The 23,363-nt window shown below is 63.1% G+C and carries 23 protein-coding genes; 13 read left to right on the top strand and 10 right to left on the bottom strand.

Annotated features, from left to right (window positions below; all coding sequences use genetic code 11):
* Positions 1–86 precede the first annotated feature (86 nt).
* Positions 87–569, bottom strand: a complete 483-nt coding sequence (locus ABDZ98_RS00685) for a GAF domain-containing protein (RefSeq protein ID WP_160590804.1) — start codon at positions 567–569, stop codon at positions 87–89.
* 62 nt (positions 570–631) lie between these two features.
* Between ABDZ98_RS00685 and ABDZ98_RS00680 the strand changes: the two genes are divergently transcribed.
* Positions 632–2,098 carry a PQQ-dependent sugar dehydrogenase gene (locus ABDZ98_RS00680; RefSeq protein ID WP_160590805.1) on the top strand — a complete coding sequence of 489 codons (1,467 nt, stop codon included), beginning with the start codon at positions 632–634 and terminating at the stop codon, positions 2,096–2,098.
* Between the two features lie 6 nt (positions 2,099–2,104).
* On the opposite strand, the gene ABDZ98_RS00675 is transcribed toward ABDZ98_RS00680, so the two are convergent.
* On the bottom strand, positions 2,105–2,929 hold the full coding sequence (locus ABDZ98_RS00675; protein ID WP_160590807.1) for an ATP-binding protein: 825 nt from the start codon (positions 2,927–2,929) through the stop codon (positions 2,105–2,107).
* A 146-nt stretch (positions 2,930–3,075) separates the two neighbouring features.
* Between ABDZ98_RS00675 and ABDZ98_RS00670 the strand changes: the two genes are divergently transcribed.
* Both ABDZ98_RS00670 and ABDZ98_RS00665 read left to right on the top strand, forming a co-directional pair.
* Positions 3,076–4,449: an aryl-sulfate sulfotransferase gene (locus ABDZ98_RS00670; RefSeq protein ID WP_160590809.1), complete on the top strand. Its 1,374-nt coding sequence runs from the start codon at positions 3,076–3,078 to the stop codon at positions 4,447–4,449.
* Positions 4,450–4,486: 37 nt separating this feature from the next.
* The gene (locus ABDZ98_RS00665) at positions 4,487–5,416 is read left to right on the top strand and encodes an L-threonylcarbamoyladenylate synthase (RefSeq protein WP_160590811.1); all 930 of its coding nucleotides are present in this window, start codon (positions 4,487–4,489) and stop codon (positions 5,414–5,416) included.
* 3 nt (positions 5,417–5,419) lie between these two features.
* Here the strand turns inward: ABDZ98_RS00665 and ABDZ98_RS00660 are convergent, their stop codons facing one another.
* The 6 genes from ABDZ98_RS00660 to ABDZ98_RS00635 all read right to left on the bottom strand — a co-directional run bounded on the left by ABDZ98_RS00660 (position 5,420) and on the right by ABDZ98_RS00635 (position 10,885).
* On the bottom strand, positions 5,420–5,749 hold the full coding sequence (locus ABDZ98_RS00660; protein ID WP_160590813.1) for a hypothetical protein: 330 nt from the start codon (positions 5,747–5,749) through the stop codon (positions 5,420–5,422).
* A 76-nt stretch (positions 5,750–5,825) separates the two neighbouring features.
* A complete protein-coding gene (locus tag ABDZ98_RS00655; protein WP_160590815.1) occupies positions 5,826–6,668 on the bottom strand; it encodes a head GIN domain-containing protein in 843 nt (280 codons plus the stop codon).
* A gap of 182 nt (positions 6,669–6,850) precedes the next feature.
* Positions 6,851–7,384, bottom strand: a complete 534-nt coding sequence (locus ABDZ98_RS00650) for a CarD family transcriptional regulator (protein ID WP_160590817.1) — start codon at positions 7,382–7,384, stop codon at positions 6,851–6,853.
* A 280-nt stretch (positions 7,385–7,664) separates the two neighbouring features.
* Positions 7,665–8,003, bottom strand: a complete 339-nt coding sequence (gene fdxA / locus ABDZ98_RS00645; RefSeq protein WP_160590819.1) for a ferredoxin FdxA — start codon at positions 8,001–8,003, stop codon at positions 7,665–7,667.
* Positions 8,000–8,323, bottom strand: a complete 324-nt coding sequence (locus ABDZ98_RS00640; RefSeq protein WP_160590821.1) for a S4 domain-containing protein — start codon at positions 8,321–8,323, stop codon at positions 8,000–8,002. Before ABDZ98_RS00640 ends, fdxA begins: the two co-directional genes overlap by 4 nt.
* Before the next feature lie 12 nt (positions 8,324–8,335).
* Positions 8,336–10,885: a helicase-related protein gene (locus ABDZ98_RS00635; RefSeq protein ID WP_160590823.1), complete on the bottom strand. Its 2,550-nt coding sequence runs from the start codon at positions 10,883–10,885 to the stop codon at positions 8,336–8,338.
* 202 nt (positions 10,886–11,087) lie between these two features.
* Between ABDZ98_RS00635 and ABDZ98_RS00630 the strand changes: the two genes are divergently transcribed.
* Genes ABDZ98_RS00630 through ABDZ98_RS00610 form a run of 5 tightly spaced genes read left to right on the top strand, consistent with a single transcriptional unit; the run spans position 11,088 to position 15,155 of the window.
* On the top strand, positions 11,088–12,704 hold the full coding sequence (locus ABDZ98_RS00630) for a M23 family metallopeptidase (RefSeq protein WP_202385977.1): 1,617 nt from the start codon (positions 11,088–11,090) through the stop codon (positions 12,702–12,704).
* Positions 12,705–12,757: 53 nt separating this feature from the next.
* Positions 12,758–13,753 (top strand): porphobilinogen synthase, encoded by a 996-nt coding sequence (gene hemB, locus ABDZ98_RS00625; RefSeq protein ID WP_160590825.1) that lies wholly within the window; start codon positions 12,758–12,760, stop codon positions 13,751–13,753.
* A complete protein-coding gene (locus tag ABDZ98_RS00620) occupies positions 13,746–14,312 on the top strand; it encodes a GNAT family N-acetyltransferase (protein WP_160590827.1) in 567 nt (188 codons plus the stop codon). Before hemB ends, ABDZ98_RS00620 begins: the two co-directional genes overlap by 8 nt.
* Positions 14,309–14,896 (top strand): gamma carbonic anhydrase family protein, encoded by a 588-nt coding sequence (locus ABDZ98_RS00615; protein ID WP_160590829.1) that lies wholly within the window; start codon positions 14,309–14,311, stop codon positions 14,894–14,896. Before ABDZ98_RS00620 ends, ABDZ98_RS00615 begins: the two co-directional genes overlap by 4 nt.
* Positions 14,877–15,155 carry a DUF167 domain-containing protein gene (locus ABDZ98_RS00610; RefSeq protein WP_160590831.1) on the top strand — a complete coding sequence of 93 codons (279 nt, stop codon included), beginning with the start codon at positions 14,877–14,879 and terminating at the stop codon, positions 15,153–15,155. The genes ABDZ98_RS00615 and ABDZ98_RS00610 overlap by 20 nt, the downstream gene beginning before the upstream one ends.
* 416 nt (positions 15,156–15,571) lie before the next feature.
* Here ABDZ98_RS00610 and clpA read toward each other — a convergent pair whose 3' ends face one another.
* Entirely contained in the window at positions 15,572–17,941 is a 2,370-nt protein-coding gene (gene clpA, locus ABDZ98_RS00605; protein WP_160590833.1) for an ATP-dependent Clp protease ATP-binding subunit ClpA, read from the bottom strand.
* Positions 17,942–18,130: 189 nt separating this feature from the next.
* A complete protein-coding gene (locus ABDZ98_RS00600; RefSeq protein ID WP_160590835.1) occupies positions 18,131–18,334 on the bottom strand; it encodes a DUF1192 domain-containing protein in 204 nt (67 codons plus the stop codon).
* Positions 18,335–18,482: 148 nt separating this feature from the next.
* Between ABDZ98_RS00600 and ABDZ98_RS00595 the strand changes: the two genes are divergently transcribed.
* The 5 genes from ABDZ98_RS00595 (at position 18,483) to ABDZ98_RS00575 (ending at position 23,341) form a co-directional block, all read left to right on the top strand.
* Entirely contained in the window at positions 18,483–19,466 is a 984-nt protein-coding gene (locus ABDZ98_RS00595) for an NAD(P)H-quinone oxidoreductase (RefSeq protein WP_160591125.1), read from the top strand.
* Positions 19,463–20,365: a DUF8021 domain-containing protein gene (locus ABDZ98_RS00590; protein WP_160590837.1), complete on the top strand. Its 903-nt coding sequence runs from the start codon at positions 19,463–19,465 to the stop codon at positions 20,363–20,365. The genes ABDZ98_RS00595 and ABDZ98_RS00590 overlap by 4 nt, the downstream gene beginning before the upstream one ends.
* A gap of 164 nt (positions 20,366–20,529) precedes the next feature.
* Positions 20,530–21,465: a UDP-2,3-diacylglucosamine diphosphatase gene (locus ABDZ98_RS00585; protein ID WP_160591127.1), complete on the top strand. Its 936-nt coding sequence runs from the start codon at positions 20,530–20,532 to the stop codon at positions 21,463–21,465.
* Positions 21,466–21,486: 21 nt separating this feature from the next.
* On the top strand, positions 21,487–22,491 hold the full coding sequence (locus ABDZ98_RS00580; protein ID WP_160590839.1) for a glycosyltransferase family 4 protein: 1,005 nt from the start codon (positions 21,487–21,489) through the stop codon (positions 22,489–22,491).
* 142 nt (positions 22,492–22,633) lie between these two features.
* Positions 22,634–23,341, top strand: a complete 708-nt coding sequence (locus ABDZ98_RS00575) for a DUF1013 domain-containing protein (protein ID WP_237437442.1) — start codon at positions 22,634–22,636, stop codon at positions 23,339–23,341.
* Positions 23,342–23,363: the final 22 nt, after the last annotated feature.

Raw genomic sequence — 23,363 nt, 5'->3', positions numbered from 1 at the left:
TTAAGCCGGTGTTTACTATATGTGGAGGGGCCTGTTCCCAAGCCTGTGCGGTGCGCTGTCCCGAAACGGGGCAAATGGCCCTGAAATCAGATCCGGTCAGAGAGGAGTGCGGCCAGTTGCTCCATGGCCGCCGCGTCTTCTGCGTCAAAGCGCGCGGGCAGGGGGCTGTCCAGATCGATGACGGCGATCACCCGGCCCTGCCGCATGACGGGCACGACCAGCTCGGACTTCGTTTGCGCGTCGCAGGCGATATGGCCGGGAAAAGCATGCACATCGGCGACAAGCTGGGTCTCTCCGCTGGCCGCGGCAGCGCCGCAGACGCCCACGCCCAGCGCAATGCGGATGCAGGCGGGCCGTCCGGCAAAGGGGCCGAGCACCAGCTCACCATCAAGCAGGCGATAGAAGCCGGTCCAGTTCACATCGGGCAGCATTTCCCACAGCAGGGCGGCGACATTGGCCATATTGGCCACGCCATCGCTTTCCCCGCTCGTCAGCGCATCGGCAGCCTGCAGCAGATCGCGGTACAGATCGGCTTTGGGAAGGCCGGGGGCGGGGCGAAAATCATACATTCCAACGCCTCTAGCGACCAAAGCATTTGCCGCAAGGCGTCGCAGCGCCTATTTCATCGTCCATGCGCATTATCAGAAACATCGTCATCTTCATCCTCGCCTTTGCCATCGTGGTCGGTGCCGCCTTCTGGTGGCTGACCCGCGGGGATACCGCGCAATACACGATTGAGGAAACGTCGGGCACGGACCCTGTGCTGGCAGAGCCCGATCCGCAGACCATTCCCACCGTGGGTGTGGCAAGGCCGATCGGCTGGGAAGATGGCGAGGCACCTGCCGCCGCCGACGGGCTGGTCGTCACCCGCTTTGCCGAAGGGCTGGAGCATCCGCGCGTGATCTACACCATGCCCAATGGCGATGTGCTGGTAACGCTCTCCAACGCACCCGAACGCGTTGTCGCAGGCGGTAATGCGATCACCAATTTCATTGCCGGCCTGTTGTTCAGCCAGGCAGGCGCTGCGGTCCCATCGCCGAACAAGCTGGTGCTGCTGCGCGACGCGGACAGTGACGGCGTGGCGGAGGAACAGCACGTCCTGCGCGATGATCTCGATTCTCCGTCGGGCATCGCCTGGCGTGACGGCAACCTTTACATCGCCAACCACGATGAGGTGCTGCGCTTCGATTATGCCGAAGGCGCCAACGTGGTTTCCGGCGAGGCGGAGAAGCTGATGGACCTGCCCGGCGCGGGCAACCATTGGATGCGCAACATCATCCTCAACGATGAGGGCACGCTGCTGTATGTCGCGGTCGGTTCGGCCTCCAACATCGGTGAAGGCGGGATGGATATCGAACTGGGCCGCGCCGCCATTCACGAACTCAACCTCGAAAACGGCTCCTCCCGCGTCTATGCCGGGGGCCTGCGCAATCCCAATGGACTGGCGTGGAACCCGTGGAGCGGAGAGCTGTGGACCACGGTGAATGAGCGTGACCAGCTGGGGTCGGACCTGGTGCCTGATTACCTGACCAACGTGCCGCTGGGCGTCAATTACGGCTGGCCGTGGGTTTATTATAACGATGTGATCGACGAGCGGGTTGAGGCGCCGATGCCGCAATTCCTCACCGAATATACCCGCACGCCTGAATTCGCGCTGGGCGCGCATGTGGCACCTCTGGGTCTTGTCTTTACGCAAGGCGGCACGATGCTGGGCGAACAGTTCAGCCAGGGTGCCTTTATCGCCCGCCACGGATCGTGGAACCGCAAGCCTGCCGCCGGTTATGACGTGGTTTACGTCGCTTTTGATGAGCGCGGAAATCCGCTCGGCAAGCCGGTGACGGTGCTGGAAAGCTTCCTGGCGGGAGAGGGCAAGACGCATGGCCGCCCCACATGGGTGGCATGGGACCGGACCGGCGCCCTGCTGGTGAGCGATGACACCGGTAACATCATCTGGCGGGTCACCAATCCGGCTGCTGCTGCAACCGCAGTGCCCGTGCGCAATCGCGGTGAACCGCTGCCGCCGCGCCGAGAGCTGAACGGCGATCCGGCGCGCGCCTTCGATGACCCGCCGGTCGATCTGCTGCCGGGCAACTTCTGAGACGCGTCAGCCGAGTGGCTTTCCGGCCCGTCCGGCCAGTTCGGTGATGAAATGCCATGCGGTGCGTCCGGACCGCGCGCCGCGCCGCTTGGCCCATTCCAGCGCCTCGGCCTCATCCAGATCAAGCGCATATTCCGCCGCATAACCGCGCAATATGGCGAGGTAATCGTCCTGCGAGCAGGCGTGGAAGCCCAGCGACAGGCCAAAGCGATCGGCCAGCGCCAGGCTGTCATCCACACTGTCACGCGGATTGAGCGGATCGTCCTGCTCGCTGGCATGGCGGGACAGGATGGCGCGGCGGTTGGAGGTGACGGCCAGCCTGACATTGGCCGGACGTGCCTCCACCCCGCCATCCAGCCAGCTGCGCAAATGGCGCGGGCCAACCGAATCGCCCTCGGCAAAACCCAGGTCGTCGATGAACACCAGGAAATTGCGCTCCACCCCCGCCAGACTGGCAAACAGGGCAGACAGAGTTGCCAGTGCATCGGTGGTCACCTGCACCAGCGCGATGCCGCCGCCGCCCGCCTGCGCCTCCTTCACGGCGGAGCGGATCAGGGCGGACTTGCCCATGCCGCGTGCGCCCCACAACAGCATGTCATGCGCTGCATGGCCGCCAGCCAGCCGCGCCACATTGTCGGCCGCGATGGCCTTTTGCCGGTCGATCCCGCGCAGCAGCGCCAGCGCCGGTGCGTCAATCCGTTCCACCGCGCGCGCCGATCCGTTCCAGACATAGGCGGGCGCGGCCAGCCAGTCGGCAGGAGGGTGTTGCGGTGCCTGTGCGCTCTCGAGCGCCTGCGCAATGCGGGCCAGCAGGTCATTGGTCTTGCTCATCCGCACTGCCTCGCGCTTTCACCGCCCACTCGTCAAGCCGCCAAGTGGATTGCACCTGCTCGCCATTGTCTTACAACATGCCCACAGGCCCTGACGGGATGAGGGCGCGATAACACGCGCGGGGCCGGACATGGGGGAGGGAAATTATGAAACGCAGGGTCCTGCGCGTGCTGGGTGCATGCATTACCGGTCTGGCTGCTCTGGCGCTGGGATCGCCGATGCTGGCCGCGCCCAGCGTCTATCCCACCGGTACCACGATCTACGATCCGGAGCAGGCGCAGGGCGGTTACACCGTCCTTTCCATCCTTGGTACGCCGGCGGTGATCGTGATCGACATGAATGGCCGCGTGGTGAAGCGCTGGGATGGCTTCAACGTCTCCTCCGGCGGGCCTGCGCGCGTATTGCCGGGCGGAATTGCCGTGGGGCCGACGGGGACATTTCCCCGCCACCAGGAATCGCGCGCCATGATCGCGCAGGACTTTGGCGGCACGCAGCTGTGGCAATACCACCAGTCCGAAGCGATCGAGATAGACGGCGAGCAGGTCATGAGCGGCCGCCAGCACCATGACTGGCAACTGGCCAATTTCCCCGCAGGCTACCCGTCACCCGGCATCTCTCCCACGCTGGAGGGCACGCGCAAGCTGTTGCTGACCCATTCCAGCCTGACCGATGATACGATTGCCGATATCGTGCTGGAAGATGACCGGCTGATCGAGCTGAGCGCCGGTAATGAGATCATCTGGGAATGGCGCGCATCGCAGCATGTGGACGAGCTGGGCTTTGATGTGGCCGCCCGCACCGCCATTCGCCGTCTGGCGCAAAGGGACGCATTTGACTGGTTCCACGTCAATTCCGCCACCTATCTTGGGCCCAATCGCTGGTTCGATGCCGGTGATGAGCGGTTCAATCCCGATAATGTGATCATTTCCAGCAGGCAGGCCAATGTCATCGCCATCATTGCGCGGGACGGGTCCGTGGTGTGGCGGATCGGCCCGGATTTCAGCGATTCGCTGGCACAACAGGCGATCGGCCAGATCATCGGCCAGCACCATGCGCATCTGATTCCGATTGGCCTGCCCGGGGCCGGAAACCTGCTGGTGTTCGATAATGGCGGATCTGCCGGTTATGGCGATCCCACTGCGGTCTCCCCCAACGGCAATGCGGTGATGCAGCGGCCGGGATCGCGCGTGCTGGAAATCAATCCGGTCACGCTGGAAGTGGTGTGGAGCTATGCCAACGCCAATTTCTACAGCTTCAACATCAGTTCCGCCCAGAGGCTGGAGAACGGCAACACGCTGATCACCGAAGGCGCACCGGGGCGGATTTTCGAAGTCACCAGCGAAGGCGACATCGTGTGGGAATATATGAACGGACCAAGCGAGGGTTATGGCGGATTGAACTCGATCTACCGCGCCTATCGCATTCCCTATGGCTGGATTCCGCAATTGCCCGTGCCCGAAGAAGTGGCCATCGCGCGGCCCGATCCGGCCAGCTTCCATGTGCCGGGAAGTGTGCAATAGGCTTGGCAGGAATTGCCTGGCGCGATAGCGCCGCGCCATGAGCAACATCCTGCCAAGCGATGAAAGCGGACTTGCCCGCGCCGAAGAGCTGCTCCGCGCAGGGCAGATCGTCGCCGTGCCGACAGAGACGGTCTATGGCCTGGCCGCGCGGGCGGACAGCGAGGATGCGGTTGCGGCCATCTTCCGCGCCAAGGGGCGGCCCAGCTTCAACCCGCTGATCGTGCATGTCTCTTCGCTGGAAATGGCCCGCCGGATCGCCCGTTTCGATGCGCGGGCAGAGGCGCTGGCGGCGCAATACTGGCCCGGACCGCTCACGCTGGTGCTGCCGCTGAACCCGGGAGCCGAGATCGCGCCCGCGGTGACCGCCGGACTTTCCACCATTGCGCTGCGCATGCCCGCGCATGATCTGACGCGCAGCCTGCTGCAACGGCTGGAGCTGCCGCTTGCGGCCCCCTCTGCCAATCGCAGCACGGGCATCAGCCCCACCAGTGCCGCGCACGTCGCCGCATCGCTGGGGGACCGGATTGCCGGGATTGTGGATGGCGGCGAATGTCCCAGAGGCCTGGAATCGACCATTGTCGCCTTACGTGACGGGGGGATGTGGAGCCTGCTGCGCGAAGGGCCGATTACCCGGGCCCAGCTGGAGGCAGCGCTTGGCTCTGCCCCGGTGGAATCCGTGGCGGGCATAGAGGCACCGGGGCAGATGGCGCGCCATTATTCGCCCGGCAAGCCGCTGCGCCTCAACGCCCTGACCGCGACGGACGACGAGTATCTGATCGGCTTTGGCGATGTGGAGGGGGATTCCAACCTGTCCCCATCGAGCGATCTGGCTCAGGCGGCGGCGCGGCTTTATGCCTGCCTGCATGAAGCTGCGGCGTCATCCCGCCCGCGCATTGCCGTTGCGCCTGTTCCGCGCGATGCCATTGGCGCAGCGATCAATGACCGGCTGAAGCGGGCTGCTGCCTAGGGGCTACTCGGCCTGTTCAACAGGAATGCCCGGCATCAGCGCGTCCATTTCCCGGCGCACGGCAAGGGCCTCGCGGCAGGCATTGTCTTCACCATCGCTGCAATCCTCGGCCAGATCCTGATACTGGCGCTGCAGGCGGCCTAACCGCTCCTCACGCCGCCTGATTTCGCGCCCGCGCGCTTCATCGGCTTCGGACTGGCTGGTGGTGGCAAGGTCCACCGCCTTTCCGGCAACGCGGACGGGCGCGGTAGCCAGATCCACTGCGGCACTGGCCAGGCATCCACCCAGCAGCAGCGGGGCGATGGCGGCAAAGACTAGCGTTGCGGCACGCATGGGCGGGTCCTGTAGAACTGGAACTTGGCCCGATCATGACCTGCCCTGCGTTATCAGGCAATGAATGGCGGCGAAATCAGGCCGGCTTGTCCTTGCGCGGCTCACACACCAGACTGCCCGAACCCATCGCGTGCACCCGGCAGCGCGCCGATCCGCGCACGGTGACATTGCCCGAACCCATCAACCGCGCCTTCACTTCGCCGTCACTGGCAAAGACTGCATTGCCCGATCCGGCGATGGTGACTTCCGCCTCTTCCACCATCAATTCGCCAAGCTTGCCGCTGCCACTGCCAGCCACTGTCAGGAAGAGTGCGCGCACGGTGCCGTCAGCCTTGAACTTTCCGGACCCCGCGATCGACACGTCGAGCCGATCTACATTCAGGTCATGCGCGCGAATTCTTCCGGACCCCGCGATCACCACCTCGGCATCTTCGGCAAGACCATCGACAGTGATTTTACCTGCACCGGCGATGGTGAGCTTGCGCGGAGCGGGCATGGTGACGGTTACAGTGGCGATGCCTTCGCCGCCATGGCTGCTGTTGTCGCTGGCCACGTGCAGCGCACCGTCCTGCAAGCGGAAGCGGAGTGTATCCTTCGCCTCATCATCCCCCTGGATGGCAATGCTGAAGTCATCGCCGCGCGTCACCACCACATTGTCCGCCCCGGATAGCACCAGCGCCTCCGGCACATCGCCATCCATCTCCAGGTCAGCGAGAGGCACACCACTGCGGGGCCCAAAACCATTGGCGAAACCTTTGCCGAATCCTTTGCCGAATCCTTTGCCGAAATCCGGGCCGTGGCCCCAGTCGAATTCAAATTTCCTGTTCTTGCGTCCGGCCGCCATGACGCCGCTCATCGCGGCCATCGCCACCAGTGGACCGACAGTGCGGAACATCTTTTCGAAATCTTTGCCGTTCATAGCGAATCCTGACCTGCGTGTCTGTGTATTAACGCACTGATACACGAAAGGAGTGCGGCAAACAAATGCGCTTGTCGAGTGGTTCCAGCGTTTGGTCGCGGCGTCTCGTTTGGATGCAAAAAGGGCCGCTTCGGCGGTGCGAAGCGGCCCCTTTGTGCCTTTGTGGTAGCCTTAGGCTCCCGTCAGGCGTCTTCAGTGTTGTCGTAATATTGCGGCGCATGCTCTTTCAGCACTTCGAGAATCTTGGTGAGCGCTGTCGGCTCATCGGTCTTCTCCATTGCTGCGAGCTCGCGTGCCAGGCGGCTGGATGCCGCCTCGAAGATCTGACGCTCGGAATAGGACTGTTCCGGCTGGTCTTCCGGACGGAACAGGTCGCGCGTCACTTCGGCGATGGACACCAGGTCACCCGAGTTGATCTTGGCTTCATATTCCTGGGCACGGCGTGACCACATGGTCCGCTTTACCTTGGGCTTGCCCTTGAGGGTTTCCATCGCTTCCTTCAGCGTCTTGTCGCTGGAAAGCTTGCGCATTCCGATCGATTCAACCTTGTTGACGGGAACGCGGAGCGTCATGCGCTCCTTCTCGAAACGCAAAACATACAGTTCGAGCTGCATTCCGGCGATTTCCTCGCTCTGCAGTTCGATCACACGGCCAACACCGTGCTTGGGGTAAACAACGTAATCGCCTACATCGAAGGCTGGCGCATTGGTTGCCATGAACATTCCTTTCGTTGCCGGTCAGATCTCTTTTTCAGCGACACGGAACCATCGGACTGCACGACCCACCGGCAGCCGGTATTCCTTTGTCATGACGCTGAGAGGGGGAGACCTGCCTTCCTATCCACCCGTTTCACTTGAGCGATACGGGCGATTGGGCAATTATATAACAGATTCGTAACATAAATGCCAGCCCTGCAGAACAACAGCACAAGACCCGCCAATCAGCGGTGTGATGGCGGGCAGCAGTGGTGTGGAACAGGCGCGGCGCGGCGCTGAATCAGTCGCCTTCGCCGGGCTCCGGGGAGAAGTACTTCTCGAACTTGCCCTCTTCGCCCTTGTGCTCATCAGCATCGGCAGGCGCGTCTTTGCGTTCGGTGATATTGGGCCATTCGGCGGAGTATTTGGTGTTCAGCTCAAGCCACTTCTCGGTCCCGCTCTCGGTATCGGGAAGGATTGCTTCGGCCGGGCATTCGGGTTCGCAAACGCCGCAATCGATGCATTCCGAAGGATTGATGACCAGCATGGTCTCCCCCTCATAGAAACAATCAACCGGACAGACCTCGACGCAATCGGTGTATTTGCATTTGATGCAGGCGTCGGTGACGACATAGGTCATGTGTGCGTATTCCCTTCAAACTGGTCCACTAGAGGGCGCCGAATTATGTCTGCTACGGCGATTGAAGCGCCAGCGTCAAGCTCGCGGTAGCAGGATTGTGCCTCCGCTGCAGGACCGCGCCGGATGGGTAAAGCAAGGATTTCTATCACCTTCACAGATGCACCCAGCGGCAGGGTCAGGACATCGCCTGCAAAAATCGCCTGATCCGCGCGGGTCACACGCACCCGGTTGCGGCGAACATGACCCTGCGCGATCATACGCTGCGCCAATGATCTGCTTTTGAAGAAGCGCAGGCGGCACAGCAGCAGGTCGATCCGCATCTGTGGACAGGCTCAGCCGATCAGGTCCGCCAGGCCGGCGAACACGCTGTTGACAGCGACGGGCTTGCTGGCCTGCCTGTCCGGCCGCGGCTGGCTGTCCTTGCGCGGCGGACGCCAGCTCCACGGCCTGGGGCGGGGCGGGCCGAACACACCTTCCGCCAGTTGCTTCTGCTCGCCAGCCCGGAAACCGGCGTCGCGCATCAGCCGTTCGAAACTGTCCGCCTGCAAGCCCATCGAAGTGGCGAGCGCGGAATCGACGCTGAAACCGCGCCCGCTGGATTTACCGCGCTGGTCATGCGCGGCGCGAAAAAGCTTTTCCGCCATGTCGATGCGGATCGCCTGCCGGCCTGCGCGGCGATAACCCGCGGGGATCTGCCTAGGCGCCTCTATCACCGCTTCCATGTTCGGATTGAGCGGACGCCGGTCAATCCCCAGTTCCCGCATCAACTGCCGGGGACCGGGCTTGAGCAGCGCGGGCACGAATACATCCAGCGCCCCGATGGTGACGCCAAGACGCCGCATATAGGGCCGCTTTTCCTTGGGGATTGCTGCAAGGCCGGCGGATTCCCGCTGCACGGTGCCGTTGCGGTCAACCAGCGTCAGCAGCAGCGCGCGCACCTCGCTACCGGCATCGGGGTCCTGCGCCGCCTGTTCCAGGCTGCGCAGCGGAGCGAGCGGTGCCATCTGGGCTTCCAGCCACAGCTCCAGCGCCTCGCTCAAACGCGCGCGGTGCGCATGGTCCAGAGCGACCAGCTCCTTTGCCAGCACGATGCGGAAGCGGGTCGGGGTCTTGCCGCGCTCAAGCTGTGCCACCGGCTTGCCGGCGCGCATGATCGCGCCGTGGGCAATGTTCAGCTCCCCCAGTTCCTGCGCGATCAGCGCCTGCGCCTTTTGCGCCAGCAATTGCGGCATGTGCTTTTCCGCCGCCGCCAGCATCAGCTTGCGGTCTTCCTTTCCGGCATCGGCATCGACCACGAAGCGAAAACCATCGAGATGGCCTATCACCTGTCCCTCAACCTTAACCTGTCCATCCTCGGCCAATTCCACACGCAGCAATGCAGCATCCTTTCCCATCGACTTCATCAATACAGCAGTGCGGCGATTGACAAAACGTTCTGTCAGCCTCTGGTGCAATGCGTCGGACAATCTGGCTTCCACGGCCCGTGCGCGGTCCGCCATTTCATCGCGCGCCAGCACCCAGTCGGGCCGCTGGCAGATATAGGCCCAGCTGCGGATGGCTGACAGGCGGCCCTGCAACACATCGATATCGCCGCGCACCTCGCCCAGTTCCGAAATGCGCGCGGCGACATAATCCGCGCCGATATGGCCCTGGCGCAAATCGCGCCACAAGCGGCCCACGAAGCGCGCGTGCATGTCCGCGCCCTGCTGGCGAAAATCGGGCAGCTGGCACGCATCCCAGAAGCGCCTGACCTGACCCGGCGTCCTGACGTCAGCGGTCAGCGCGTGATCTTCCACCAGCCTTTTCAGCACCGCCAGATCGATGGCTTCGGGCGCCAGTGCCAGTTGCGGCACCTCCGGGGAAATTTCCAGATCGCCGATCAGCGTGTCGATGGAATCGAAGCGCGGCTGGGGATTGCGCCAGAACAGACGCGGGATCGGCGCAAAGCGGTGCTGCTCGATCGCGTAGATTTCTTCCTCGGTAAATTCGAGCGGCTCCTTGCCGCGCCCGCCCGACAGGGTTCCGAAAGTGCCGTCCTGGTGATGGCGACCGGCGCGTCCGGCAATCTGCGCCATCTCCGCAGGCGTGAGCCTGCGCTGGCGAACGCCGTCAAATTTGGAGAGCGAGGCGAAGGCCACATGGGTGACATCGAGGTTGAGGCCCATGCCGATGGCATCGGTCGCCACGATGTAGTCCACTTCTCCCGACTGGAACAATTCCACCTGGCGGTTGCGCGTTTGCGGGCTGAGCGCGCCCATCACCACGGCCGCCCCGCCGCGAAAACGGCGCAGCAACTCGGCCACCTGATAGACCTGCTCGATCGAGAAGGCGACGACGGCGCTGCGCGGCGGCAAGCGGGAAAGCTTGGTGGAACCGGCATGGCTGAGGGTGGAAAAGCGCGGCCTTTCCTCCACTTCCACACCCGGCACCAGCGCCCTGACCATTGGCTCGAGCGTGGCCGCACCCAGCAGCATGGTTTCATCCCGCCCGCGCGCATGCAGCAGGCGATCGGTGAAGATATGCCCGCGCTCCCGGTCGGCTGCCAGCTGCGCCTCGTCCAGCGCCACGAAGGCGCGGTTGCCGCCGTCCCTCGGCATCGCCTCCACCGTGCACAGCAGATAGCGCGCGCCCGACGGTTCGATCCGCTCCTCACCCGTTATCAGCGCAACCTGGCTTGCACCCTTGATCGCGCAGACCTTGTCATAGACCTCGCGCGCCAGCAGCCGCAGCGGAAAGCCGATGGCGCCGCTCGCATGGCCGCACATGCGCTCAATCGCCAGATGGGTCTTTCCGGTATTGGTCGGACCAAGCACGGCTCGAATCCGGCTGTCATGATAAGGGGCTGCCACAGTACCGGGTAATCTGGAGGCCACAGGCCGCATACGCAACCGCTTACCCACAGAGTAATCGGCAGACCACCGCCCCGGCAGACACGGTTCGGCGCTCCGGAGACTCGGCTGGTCGCTGTTAAGGCGGAATTTACTTTATGCGCGCAGATGGTCAGGCCACAGCAGGCGCGGGTAGCGGACCGCGTCACTGGCCATTTGCCGATAATAATTCCACGCGGCCGCAAGGAGGGCGCGTTTGTTCAAGGATCGCGACAATCAGGCTCAGGTGACACCGCAGGACGGTGACTTTCCGCCTGCGCAATTGTTGCATGACCAGATCCTGCATGAAGGCAGGGCGGCGCCGCGCAAACAGGCGCGCATCGCCAGCTTTGCGGATCGCTATCACGAATGGCGCGAACATGCTTCCCTGACCCTGTCCGGACTGGACCTGGCACCAGACCTTGCGCGCGATATCGGATCGCGGCGCTGGCTGCGCGGTGTCGCCACACTGGTCGGGCTTTCGGCGGTGGCGCTGTCCGGCTGGCCCGGCTTCTCCCCGGTTGAAGCGGCTCCAGCCATGCAGATCGATGAAGATGCCCGCGATGAGTTTCGCAGCCAGATGATCATGCCGCTGGCGCTGGGCGGGGATAGCGGGCGGCGCATGGGCGCCACCTTGGCGGTTATCCCGCTTGCCAACGCGCCCGAACGCCCGCGCATCGAAATGGTCGCCACGCTTACTCCCGGTGACGGTTTTGACCGCATGTTGCGCCGCGCCGGTGTCAGCGAGGTAGAGGCGGAACGCATTGCCGGCATGGTTGGCCAGGCCATGCCGCTGGAAGATATCGCCCCTGGCACGCAAGTGGATATCACGCTTGGCCGCCGCCTTGCAGATGGCCAGCCGCGCCCGCTGGACGCGCTGAGCTTTCGCGCCCGCTTCGACCTGCAGATCGCGGTTGAGCGCCGCAACGGGGAGCTGTTCCTCGATCCCCGGCCGATTCTGGTGGATACCACTCCGCTGCGCATCCGCGGCGACGTGGGCAGCAGCCTCTACCGCTCCGCCCGCGCGGCAGGCGCTCCGGCCAAGTCGGTCCAGCAGTTCCTGCGGGTGCTGAGCAATGAGCTCGATCTCGACCGGGAAATCTCCTCCACCGACACGTTCGACCTGATCGTGGATTACAAACGCGCCGCCACCGGCGAGGTTGAGGCGGGCGATGTGCTCTATGCCGCGATCTACCGCAATGGGGAGCCGCGCCGCCGCATGATGCGCTGGGGGCGTGAGGGCCGCTATTACGAGGCATCGGGCGTGGGCGAGGAGCGTCAGGGCCTGATGGCTCCCGTGCCCGGCGCCATCACCTCGCGCTATGGCATGCGCCGCCACCCGATCCTGGGCATCCGCCGCATGCATGCCGGCCTGGATTTCCGCGCCAGCCACGGCACGCCGATCTATGCCGTTACCGATGGCCGGGTGAATTTTGCCGGCCGTAACGGGTCCTATGGCAATTATGTGAAGCTGGATCATGCCGGCAATCTGGCAACGGGCTATGCACATATGAGCCGGATTGCCGTCAACCGGGGCCAGCAGGTCCGCCGCGGGCAGGTGATTGGCTATGTCGGCTCCACCGGCCTGTCCACCGGACCCCACCTTCATTATGAGATGTATCGCGGCGGGCAGAAGGTCGATCCAGCCAGCGTGCGCTTTGTCACCCGCGCGCAGCTGGAAGGCCGCGAGCTGGAGGAATTCCGCGCCCAGCTGGCTTCGCTGCAACGGGTGGAGCCGGGCGCGGCGCTTGTCGACCTGGCGCCGGACCCCGACGCAAGCGAGGAGCCGGTGCGCGAGATTGACCGTCTGGAAAACCGCCAGAAGGTCCGCTGAAATCCGCCGGTGATTGCCCCGGACGCGCTTTTGCGGCAGGAGCCAAGGCCGATATGACAGCTTCCTACCCCGCCACCCGCCTGCGCCGCAGCCGCGCTACTTCATGGAGCCGGGCGCTCCACCGTGAAACCGTGCTGACGCCTGCCGATCTGATCTGGCCGCTGTTCGTGACAGAAGGCGCGGGCGTGGAGGAGCCGGTCGGATCGCTGCCCGGCGTATCGCGCTGGTCGGTGGACCTGATCGCCCAGCGCGCGCGCGAAGCGGTGTCGTTGGGCATTCCGTGCCTCGCCTTGTTCCCCAACACTCCTGCGGCAAAGCGCAGCGATGACGGGGAGGAAGCGCTCAACCCGGACAATCTGATGTGCCGCGCGATCAAGGCGATCCGCGATGCCTGCGGCGATGATGTGGGCGTGCTGACCGATGTCGCGCTCGATCCCTATACCAGCCACGGGCAGGACGGCCTGATCGATCAGGCCGGATATGTCCTTAATGACGATACGGTCGCGATGCTGGTGGATCAGGCGATCAACCAGGCGCAGGCGGGCGCGGACATCATCGCCCCGTCAGACATGATGGATGGCCGCATCAGGGCGATCCGCATTGCGCTGGAAATGGGCGAGCATCACAACGTGCAGATCATGGCCTATGCGGCCAAATATGCCTCTGCCTTTTACGGCCCGTTCCGCGATGCTGTGGGATCGGGCGGCCTGCTGAAGGGCGACAAGAAGACCTACCAGATGGACCCGGCCAATGGCGCGGAGGCGCTGCGTGAAGTGGCCATGGATATTGCCGAGGGTGCAGACAGCGTGATGGTCAAGCCCGGCCTGCCTTATCTGGATATCGTGGCGCGGGTGAAGGATCGCTTTGACGTGCCCGTCTTCGCTTACCAGGTGAGCGGCGAATATGCGATGATAGAGGCCGCCGCCGCTGCCGGAGCGGGCGATCGTGAAGCGCTGGTGATGGAAACGCTGATGGCGTTCAAGCGCGCAGGCTGCACCGGGGTGCTGAGCTATCACGCGCCGCTGGCCGCGCGCCTGCTCAATGGCTGATTTCCGGGTCGAAACAGACCGCCTGATCGTGCGCGACTGGGCCGGCGATGCCGACTGGGACGCATTCCTGCGCCACACAAACACCCCTGCAGTGATGGAGTGGCTGGGCGGCCTGCTTGATGCGGAAGGCGAGCGGAAACAACGCCAGCGGGTGGAAGAATGCCGCGCGCTCAACCATTTCTGTTTCTGGCTGGTCGAACGCAAAGACGACGGCGGCCATTTATCGGGCGAAGTGCTGGGCTTTTGCGGCATGAAGCGCAGCAATCAGGAGGGCGGTCCGCAGGGCGAGTTCGAGATCGGCTGGCGCTTCCGGGCGGATAGCTGGGGGCATGGCTATGCCCGCGAAGCCGCCATTGCCGTGCGCGATGCCGCGTTTGAGATATTCGCCGCCCCCAGCATCATAGCCCTGACTGTGCCGGAAAATGCCGCAAGCTGGGGCCTGATGCTGCGCCTTGGGATGAAGCGGGACGAAGCGCTCGATTTTGCCAGCGCGGCATTCGGCTCTGACACAATCATTGCCTATTCGCTGGATCGGGCTGACTGGGAGGCGCTGCGATGAATGCAGACAGCAGATTTCCCGGCGCCACCATTCTGCCTTTCGAAGGCAAATATCCGCAAATCCACGAAACCGCCTTTGTTGCGCCGGGTGCGCGCATCATCGGCGATGTCACCATCGGGGCGCAGGCCAGCATCTGGTATAATTGCGTGCTGCGCGGCGACATTCACCGCATCGAAGTGGGCGCGCGCAGCAATGTGCAGGACGGCAGCGTGTTCCACGTCGAAGGCCCGCGCCCTGACACGGACGGCTGCCCCACCATCATCGGTGAGGATTGCGTGATCGGGCATATGGCGCTGGTCCACGGGGCCACTCTGGAAGACCGGGCGTTTGTGGGCATGGGCGCGATTGCGATGGACGATTGCCGCATCGGATCGGGCGCGATGCTGGCGGCAGGCGCATTGCTCAGCCCCGGCAAGGCGATACCGGCGGGCGAGATCTGGATCGGGCGTCCGGCCAAATTCCTGCGCAGACAGGATGAGACGCAGATCGCCAAGATCCGCTTCCAGACGGAGCGTTATTGCAAGCTGGCACAGCGTCACCTGGCCGCCCTGAGTGGCCTCGGCCATGGCCCGCCCGAAAACTGACTCTCCATCGGCCGATGCGATCCGCGCGCTGGCGGATGCACAGGGACGGCTGGCCGTGCGGGTGACGCCCGGCGCTCGCAGCGAGGCTATCGAGATTTCCGGCGGCAGATTATTGCTGAAAACGCGGGTCAAACCCCAGGATGGCGCGGCCAATGACGCGGTGATGGCCTTGCTGGCAAAAGCTCTTGGCACCGCGCCTTCACGGCTCAGCTTGTTGCGCGGCGCAACTTCTCGCGAAAAGCTGGTGCAGCTCGATTAGCCGCGGATCGGCGCGCGCAGGGCTCCGACCCCGCCTGTCTCCCGCGCCGGATCAGGCCTTTCGGCGATGGCTGACCGAAGGCGCTTCATCGCCCTCTGCCTGCCGTGCAGTTTGAGGAGCCTGTTCGCCTCGCAATGACATGATCATCTTTAATCTGGCGGGGGTAAGTTCGGACAATTCGATGTTCTCGAACTTACCCATATTGCTTACGGCAGGACTGACGTAAGGCTTTTTTGTTCGTTCTGGCATTGTGGTGCGACCCTTCTTGCAAAAAGCGAATTGAGAGAGTGTTCAGGTTCTGAACGCAAAACCCTAACGGAAAGTTTCCAGATGCGACGCTGAGAAACCAAAAACACGGGCCTTTGGCGGACCCGTGTTCTTGCTTGGCAAATCTGCAGCTGGACCCGAGGCAAGAGCTATTCTTCGCCCTTTTCACCTGTGTCCTCTGATGCAGGCGCCCCCGGCTTCTTCTTCGCAGCAGGCTTCTTGCGCGCCTTCTTGGGCCGGGATTTGGGCGGTGCGGGTGTAAGCTCGAAGGCGAGCTTGCCGTCCTTCACGCTCACATGCACCTCGCCGCCACCGGCCAATTTGCCGAACAGCAGTTCCTCGGCCAGCGGCTGCTTCACCTTGTCCTGGATAAGCCGCGCCATCGGCCTTGCGCCGTACAGCTTGTCATAGCCGCGCTTGGCCAGCCATTCACGCGCATCGCCATCAAACTGGATATGCACGTTCTGGTCGGCCAGCTGCAATTCCAGCTGCAGGATGAACTTGTCGACCACGCGGCTGACCGTGTCGGTGCCAAGGTAATCGAACGGCACGATGGCATCGAGGCGGTTGCGGAATTCCGGGGTGAACATCTTCTTCACCGCTTCGGCGCTGGCTTCATGCCTGGTGCCTGCGCCAAAGCCGATGCCCTGCTTGGCCGCATCTGCCGCCCCGGCATTGGTGGTCATGATCAGCACCACATTGCGGAAATCCACCGTCTTGCCGTGATGATCGGTCAGCCGACCATTATCCATCACCTGCAGCAGGATGTTGAACAGGTCGGGGTGCGCCTTCTCGATCTCGTCCAGCAGCAGCACGCAATGCGGATGCTGGTCGATGGCATCGGTCAGCAGGCCGCCCTGATCATAGCCGACATAGCCCGGAGGCGCGCCGATCAGGCGGCTCACAGAGTGCCGTTCCATATATTCCGACATGTCGAAGCGCTTGAGCTCGATCCCCATGATGGAGGCCAGCTGGCGCGCGACTTCGGTCTTGCCCACGCCGGTGGGACCGGAGAACAGGAACGAGCCGATTGGCTTGTCCGCATCGCGCAGCCCGGCACGGCTCAGCTTCATGGCGGTGGAAAGCCGCTCAATCGCCGGGTCCTGGCCAAAAACCACGCGCTTCAGGTCGCGGTCCAGATTGGCCAGCGCCGTCTTGTCATCCTTGGAGACGGATTTGGGAGGGATGCGCGCCATGGTGGCGATCACCTTCTCGATTTCCCTGGCGGTGATGGTCTTGCGGCGGCGACTGGGCGGGACCAGCATCTGCATCGCGCCCACCTCGTCGATCACGTCAATCGCCTTGTCGGGCAATTTGCGGTCATTGATGTAACGCGCGCTCAACTCCACCGCGGTCTTGATGGCGTCGGGCGTATACTTGACCTTGTGATGCTCTTCGAATGCGCTTCTCAGGCCGCGCAGGATCTTGATCGTGTCTTCCACCGTGGGTTCGTTCACGTCGATCTTCTGGAACCGGCGCAGCAGCGCGCGATCCTTTTCGAAGTGATTGCGGAATTCCTTGTAAGTGGTGGAGCCGATGCAGCGGATCGCGCCGGATGACAGCGCGGGCTTGAGCAGGTTGGACGCATCCATAGCCCCGCCGCTGGTTGCGCCAGCGCCGATGACTGTGTGAATTTCATCAATGAAAAGAACGGCTTCCGGCAGTTTCTCCAGCTCGGAGACGACCTGCTTGAGGCGTTCCTCAAAATCACCGCGATAGCGTGTACCGGCCAGCAGCGCGCCCATGTCGAGCGAATAGATCACCGCTTCTTCCAGCACTTCGGGAACATCGCCTTCCACGATCTTGCGCGCCAGCCCTTCGGCGATGGCGGTCTTGCCCACGCCGGGGTCGCCCACATACAGCGGGTTGTTCTTTGACCGGCGGCACAGGATCTGGATCGTCCGGTCCACTTCCGGGCCGCGCCCGATCAGCGGATCGATCTTGCCGTCCAGCGCCTTCTGGTTGAGGTTGACGCAGAACTGGTCGAGCGCGGAATCCTTCTTGTTCTTGTCCGGCTTTTCCTCGCTCTTGGCCTCGCCCTCTTCGGCGCTGCCCATGGCGCGGTTTTCGATCTGCCGACCACCCTTGCCGATGCCGTGGCTGATGAAGCTGACCGCGTCGAGCCGGCTCATATCCTGCTGCTGGAGGAAATAGACGGCGTAGGAATCGCGCTCCGAAAACAGCGCAACCAGCACGTTGGCGCCGGTTACCGTGTCCTTGCCCGACGTCTGCACGTGCAGGATGGCGCGCTGGATCACCCGCTGGAAACCGGCAGTTGCCTGCGGTTCCGCATCATCCTCGGTCTTGAGCGACTGATATTCCTGATCGAGATATTGCCGCACCACATTGCCCAGCTCGGTCAGTTCGACCCCGCAGGCGTTCATCACTTCTGCGGCATCGGGATCATCGATCAGGGCCAGCAGCAAATGTTCCAGCGTCGCATACTCATGGCTGCGATCGGTCGCGTGCTTGAGCGCCGTGTGGAGGGTCTTTTCGAGGTTTTGCGCGAAACTTGGCATGAAATCCTATCCGTTGGGCGGAAAATACGATCCGAAGTGTTGCTATTCTACCAACGCCGCCCTCCCGGTGCGCGGCATAGGCGTGGTGAAGCCCGGTGGCCGGTATGTTCCGGCTCTTGCGACGATATCAGTAATATGGTGCGCCAAAGCGCAATTTCGAGAGGGAAAGGGGACCCGGCCGGCCCCATGTCAGTTGTTCTCTCGCGGTTTGAACAGCGCATCGGCGAATTTCATATGATCCGCCGCCCTGGCATGATGCGCCTTCACCCGGACTATTTCCGCCTCCAGCAACTGGATGCGTGCCAGCAGCTCGTCCTGCGAATAGCTGTCGAGCGCTTCGCTGGCCAGAAGGCCGGCTGCGTCTGTGCGCGGTCGAGGAAGGTCGTCTTCCATTGCGATGCAACATTGCCAGCGTCCTGCTTGCTGTCAATGGGCCACGTCTCTAGTGTTGTGGAGCAGGACCAGCTGCGCAGCCAGCTGCAAACCCGCCGCACACCCACCGGTGCCGGAGGAAAAATTGGGCAAGACGATTACCGACACCATGCCGGCCATGACGATTTCAAAGCCGGGCGGGCCAGATGTGCTGCGTCTGGCACAGCGGCCAGTGCCTCAGCCCGGCGCGGGCCAGGTGCTGATCGCGGTCAGCCATGCCGGGGTGAACCGCCCCGATTGCCTGCAAAGAATGGGCGTCTATCCGCCGCCGCCGGGCGCTTCAGACCTGCCCGGACTTGAGGTTTCGGGCCAGATCGCGGCGCTGGGCGAGGGTGTCGATCCGGCGATGATGGGCCAGCAGGTCTGCGCGCTGGTGAACGGCGGGGGATATGCGGCCTTTTGCCTGGCGCAGGCGGGCCACTGCCTGCCGGTGCCCGCCGGCCTGTCCATGGCCGAAGCGGCGGCGATGCCGGAAACGCTGTTCACCGTGTGGCACAATGTTTTCGAGCGCGGCCATGCCCGCGATGGCGAGACATTGCTGGTGCATGGCGGAACCAGCGGCATCGGCACGATGGCGATCAAGCTGGCGCGTCTGTTCGGCATCACCGTGATCGCCACCTGCGGCAGTGACGCGAAATGCGAACTGGCGCGGCAGGTCGGCGCGAATCACGCAATCAATTACAAGACATCAGATTTTGGCGAGCAGGTGCTGGCGCTGACGGATGGCGGCGGTGCCAATGTCATCCTGGACGTGGTCGCGGGCGAATATACGCAGCGCAATCTGGATTGCCTGGCGGTGGACGGGCGGCTGGTCACCATCGCCACGCTCGGCGGGATCAAGGCGCAGATCAACGTGGTGAAGCTGATGGTGCGCCGCCAGACGCTGACCGGGTCCACGCTTCGTCCGCGCAGCGATGCATTCAAGGCGCTGCTGGCCGATGAGATCGCGGCAAATGTCTGGCCATTCGTGGCCGAGGGCGCGCTGCGCCCGCAAATGGACCGGATATTTCCGCTTGAGCAGGCGGCCAGGGCGCACCAGCGGATGGAAGCGGGCGAGCATTTCGGCAAGATGGTATTGGAGATTGCGCAATGAATACCCCGGCCAGTGGCCCCGCGCGTGCTGCGCTCTATGCGCTCGTCGATGACTATCTGGCGGCGCTGGTGGCGCATGATCCTGCGCGGCTTTCCTTCACCGACGATGCCATTTTTACGGAGAATAATGTCGAGCTGACCATTGGCGATGGTCTGTGGAACACGATTTCCGCCACGCGCGAGTATTATGATCTGAAGTGCGCCGATCCCCAGACCGGGCAGGCAAGCTGGATCGGCATTATCGAGGAAAGCGGCCACCCCGCCATCATGGCGCTGCGCCTTGCCGCCCGCGATGGCCGCATCGCCGAGGTGGAAACCATCATCTGCCGGGAATTCGAATTTGGACCCTTCCCGCAGATCGAAGGCTATGACGCGCCGCGCCAGCTGATGCTGGAGGATGTGCCAGAAGCCCGCCGCGTGTCGCGGGACGAGATGATCGCCATCGCCAACGGCTATTTCGACACCATCCAGCTGAATGACGGCAGACTGTTCACCAGCTTCACCGATGATTGCGACCGGATCGAAAACGGCCTGCAAACCACCAATGTGGAGATCGATGGCTATCCCATCGCGCGCATGGGCACCGCCGACCAGTTCCGCCTTGGCCAGTATATCTATGATGACCGGCTGCGCGACCGGCGCTTTCCCCTGATCGATGAGCAGAAGGGCATTGTGCTGGCTGGCGGATTTATCGATCACTCGGGCAAGGTGAAGGAAGTCACCTGGACCGATGGCAGCAAGCACACATCGATCTTCCACTTCCCGCACAGCTTCGTGTTGCTCGAACTGTTCAAGATCGTGGACGGCAAGATTGCCGGGGTGGAGGCGGTGTTCGTGACCGTGCCGTACAACATGATCTCCCCCTGGGTGGGCCGCCAACCCTATGTGATCGAGGGCTGAAAGCGCTCTTCCGCTGGCGCCAGGTCCACGCTCTGGCGGGTCACGAAATGGTCACATTGTCGCCGATCTGACCCTAAACTGCGGATCGCCTGTCACAATCTGCGTCTACAGAATCCAAGCCATGGAAGCTTATTCGGGATTCTTGAGGCATGTTTGGCGATTATATGCAGGGTGATTTCGGAAATAACCTGCCGATCAGCTCACTGCCTGATTTCGAGCGGCATGAGCCATCGATTCCCGAACCGGAAAAGTCCCAGCGGCGCACGTTCCGCACGATCTGGATCAGCGATATCCACCTGGGCACCAAGGGCTGCAATGCGGAGCTGCTGATCGACTTCCTCGATAATGTCGACAGCGAGACGATGTATCTGGTGGGGGACATTATCGATGGCTGGCGACTGAAGAAGAAGTTCTACTGGCCCTCGACTCATAACGACATTGTCTGGCGCATATTGAAGCGGGCCAAGCGCGGCACGCGCATCGTCTATATCCCCGGCAATCATGACGAGATGTTCCGCCAGTTTTCCGGACTCAGCTTTGGCGGTGTGGAAATCCGCCGCGCGGCCTTTCACGATACCGCCGATGGCCGCCGCCTGCTGGTGCTGCACGGCGATGAATTCGATACGATCATGCTGGCGCATCGCTGGCTCGCCTTCGTTGGAGACGCGCTGTACCATCTGATGATGGGCCTTAACGTGTGGGTCAATGCGGTCCGCCAGAAGCTGGACCTGCCCTATTGGTCGCTGTCCAAAATGGCCAAGCACAAGGTCAAGAACGCGGTCGAATTCATCTCCCACTTTGAAGAAGTGGTGGCCCGCGCCGCAGCCCAGCGCGGTGTGGACGGGGTGGTGTGCGGCCACATCCACACTGCCGAATTCCGCCAGTTCGACAAGGTCGAATACTGGAACGACGGTGACTGGGTGGAAGGCTGCAACGCGCTGGTCGAACATGCCGACGGGCGCATGGAAATCCTCCACTGGCCCGATGAAATCGCCCGCCGCGCACCATCAGCCCCTGCCGAAGCAACCGCATTGGCCGAACCCCCCGAGCCCGCGCTTCCGGCCGACGCAGACAGTTCCGCCGTCCCCGTGGCCGCGTAATCCCGCACGAGGCAGGACCCCATGAAAATTGCAATCGTCACCGATGCCTGGGCACCGCAGATCAACGGCGTGGTCAACGCCACCAGGAATGTCTGGCAGCAATTGACGGCGCAGGGCCATGCCGTGCTGCTGGTCACGCCCGACCAGTTCAGGTCCGTCCCCTGTCCGACCTATCCTGAGATTCGGCTGGCGATGACCCGGCCATCGGATGTGGGTGAAAAGATCGCCCGGTTTGATCCCGATGCCATTCACCTGATGACCGAAGGACCGCTGTGCCTTGCGGCGCGCAGCTGGTGCCTGCGCCGTAAAAGGCCGTTCACCACCGCCTTCTGCACCAATTTCCCGACCTATCTGGCGCTGCGGACGGGCATCTCGTCCAAGGTGTTCTGGCCTTATTTCCGCTGGTTTCACGGCCCTGCGCAGTTCACCTTCGGGTCGACCCCGTCAATCAGGCAGTCGCTGGCCGATGAAGGCATTTCGCCGGTCAGGACATGGGGCCGCGGCGTCGATCTGGACAATTTCAGGCCGGAAGTACTGCCGCCCGACATATTCTTCAGCCTGCCACGCCCGATCATCCTGTATGCCGGCCGCATCGCCGTTGAAAAGAATGTCGAGGCGTTCCTGACCGCGCGCCACGCGGGGAGCAAGGTGCTGGTGGGAGACGGTCCGGCCCGGGCGGCGTTGCAGGCCCGGTTCCCGCAGGCCCATTTCCTCGGCTTCAAGCAGGGCGCGGATCTTGCCGGTGTCTATGCCGGGGCCGATGCGCTGGTGTTCCCCAGCCTTACCGACACTTTCGGCGTTGTGATGATAGAGGCGCTGGCCTGCGGCACCCCGGTGGCGGCCTTTCCGGTGGCGGGGCCAATGGATGTGCTGACGCCAACCGTGGGTGCGATGGACCACGATCTGGACCGCGCGATAGAGCGCGCCCTGCTGTGCGACCGCGATGCCTGCGCCGCCTATGGCAAGACCTTCACCTGGGGGGAAAGCGCGCGCGAGTTCCTCGATGGAATGAAAATGGCCTGCTGACGGGGCGCTGAAAAGCCGCGCCGACGCTTGTGCTTGCCGTTTGGGCGCGATGCGCCTACATCGGGCGCTTCAATGGCCGCTCCGCAAGGGGCGGCCCTTTTATTTCATACGGAGATTTCGCGTGGCCCAGCCCACTCCCCTCATGCCTCATGCGACCGCTTCCTGGCTGGTCGACAATACTGCGCTCAGCTTTGAGCAGATCAGCGAATTCTGCGGTCTGCACATTCTCGAAGTGCAGGCCATGGCAGACGATCTTGCCAGTTCGAAGTACACCGGGCGCGATCCGGTGCATTCGGGCGAGCTGACCCATGCGGAAATCGAAAAGGGCCAGGCCGATCCGGAATATCGCCTGAAGATGCAGAAGGCTCCCGTCGATGTCAGCCGCACCAAGGGCCCGCGTTATACGCCGGTGTCCAAGCGGCAGGACAAGCCAGACGGCATCGCCTGGATCATCCGCAACCACCCGGAAATTTCCGATGCGCAGATCGGCAAGCTGATCGGCACCACCCGCAACACCATCAACGCCATCCGGGAGCGGAGCCACTGGAACATCCAGAACATCCAGCCCAAGGATCCGGTCACGCTGGGCCTGTGTTCGCAGCGTGAGCTTGATGCCGCCGTGGCCAAGGCGGCCAAGAAGGCTGCGGCGCATGCTCCGCCCGTTGCCGAAGGCGAGGAAGAGATTGTCGTGCCACGGCGCGACGATCGCGAAGCGCTGATCGAGGAGCTGAAGGCAGAGCGTGACGCATCTGTAAAGGCCGCGGCCCAGGCGGCCCAGGAAGCCGAAGCCGAAGCATGGCTGGAAGCCAAGCGCGCCGCCGAAGCTGGCGAAGGCGCCAAGCAGGACTGATAGTCCGCTCACACACCGATTA

Source organism: Alteraurantiacibacter aestuarii, assembly GCF_039523595.1.
Classification (GTDB): domain Bacteria; phylum Pseudomonadota; class Alphaproteobacteria; order Sphingomonadales; family Sphingomonadaceae; genus Alteraurantiacibacter; species Alteraurantiacibacter aestuarii.
Note: the sequence above shows the minus strand (reverse complement) of the source record. Positions and strands in the feature narration are given on the sequence as shown.

Bases quoted from the DNA above. Each gene is read 5' to 3' on its own strand.
- fdxA (WP_160590819.1), bottom strand. From the start codon at position 8,003: ATGACCTATGTCGTCACCGACGCCTGCATCAAATGCAAATACACCGAT.
- ABDZ98_RS00610 (WP_160590831.1), top strand. From the start codon at position 14,877: ATGGCCCGCCCGAAAACTGACTCTCCATCGGCCGATGCGATCCGCGCG.
- ABDZ98_RS00675 (WP_160590807.1), bottom strand. From the start codon at position 2,929: ATGAGCAAGACCAATGACCTGCTGGCCCGCATTGCGCAGGCGCTCGAG.
- ABDZ98_RS00665 (WP_160590811.1), top strand. From the start codon at position 4,487: ATGAGCAACATCCTGCCAAGCGATGAAAGCGGACTTGCCCGCGCCGAA.
- ABDZ98_RS00655 (WP_160590815.1), bottom strand. From the start codon at position 6,668: ATGAACGGCAAAGATTTCGAAAAGATGTTCCGCACTGTCGGTCCACTG.
- ABDZ98_RS00615 (WP_160590829.1), top strand. From the start codon at position 14,309: ATGAATGCAGACAGCAGATTTCCCGGCGCCACCATTCTGCCTTTCGAA.
- ABDZ98_RS00595 (WP_160591125.1), top strand. From the start codon at position 18,483: ATGCCGGCCATGACGATTTCAAAGCCGGGCGGGCCAGATGTGCTGCGT.
- ABDZ98_RS00640 (WP_160590821.1), bottom strand. From the start codon at position 8,323: ATGCGGATCGACCTGCTGCTGTGCCGCCTGCGCTTCTTCAAAAGCAGA.
- hemB (WP_160590825.1), top strand. From the start codon at position 12,758: ATGACAGCTTCCTACCCCGCCACCCGCCTGCGCCGCAGCCGCGCTACT.
- ABDZ98_RS00680 (WP_160590805.1), top strand. From the start codon at position 632: ATGCGCATTATCAGAAACATCGTCATCTTCATCCTCGCCTTTGCCATC.
- ABDZ98_RS00650 (WP_160590817.1), bottom strand. From the start codon at position 7,384: ATGGCAACCAATGCGCCAGCCTTCGATGTAGGCGATTACGTTGTTTAC.
- ABDZ98_RS00600 (WP_160590835.1), bottom strand. From the start codon at position 18,334: ATGGAAGACGACCTTCCTCGACCGCGCACAGACGCAGCCGGCCTTCTG.
- ABDZ98_RS00660 (WP_160590813.1), bottom strand. From the start codon at position 5,749: ATGCGTGCCGCAACGCTAGTCTTTGCCGCCATCGCCCCGCTGCTGCTG.
- ABDZ98_RS00590 (WP_160590837.1), top strand. From the start codon at position 19,463: ATGAATACCCCGGCCAGTGGCCCCGCGCGTGCTGCGCTCTATGCGCTC.
- ABDZ98_RS00635 (WP_160590823.1), bottom strand. From the start codon at position 10,885: ATGCGGCCTGTGGCCTCCAGATTACCCGGTACTGTGGCAGCCCCTTAT.
- ABDZ98_RS00670 (WP_160590809.1), top strand. From the start codon at position 3,076: ATGAAACGCAGGGTCCTGCGCGTGCTGGGTGCATGCATTACCGGTCTG.
- clpA (WP_160590833.1), bottom strand. From the start codon at position 17,941: ATGCCAAGTTTCGCGCAAAACCTCGAAAAGACCCTCCACACGGCGCTC.
- ABDZ98_RS00580 (WP_160590839.1), top strand. From the start codon at position 21,487: ATGAAAATTGCAATCGTCACCGATGCCTGGGCACCGCAGATCAACGGC.
- ABDZ98_RS00585 (WP_160591127.1), top strand. From the start codon at position 20,530: ATGCAGGGTGATTTCGGAAATAACCTGCCGATCAGCTCACTGCCTGAT.
- ABDZ98_RS00620 (WP_160590827.1), top strand. From the start codon at position 13,746: ATGGCTGATTTCCGGGTCGAAACAGACCGCCTGATCGTGCGCGACTGG.
- ABDZ98_RS00685 (WP_160590804.1), bottom strand. From the start codon at position 569: ATGTATGATTTTCGCCCCGCCCCCGGCCTTCCCAAAGCCGATCTGTAC.
- ABDZ98_RS00575 (WP_237437442.1), top strand. From the start codon at position 22,634: ATGCCTCATGCGACCGCTTCCTGGCTGGTCGACAATACTGCGCTCAGC.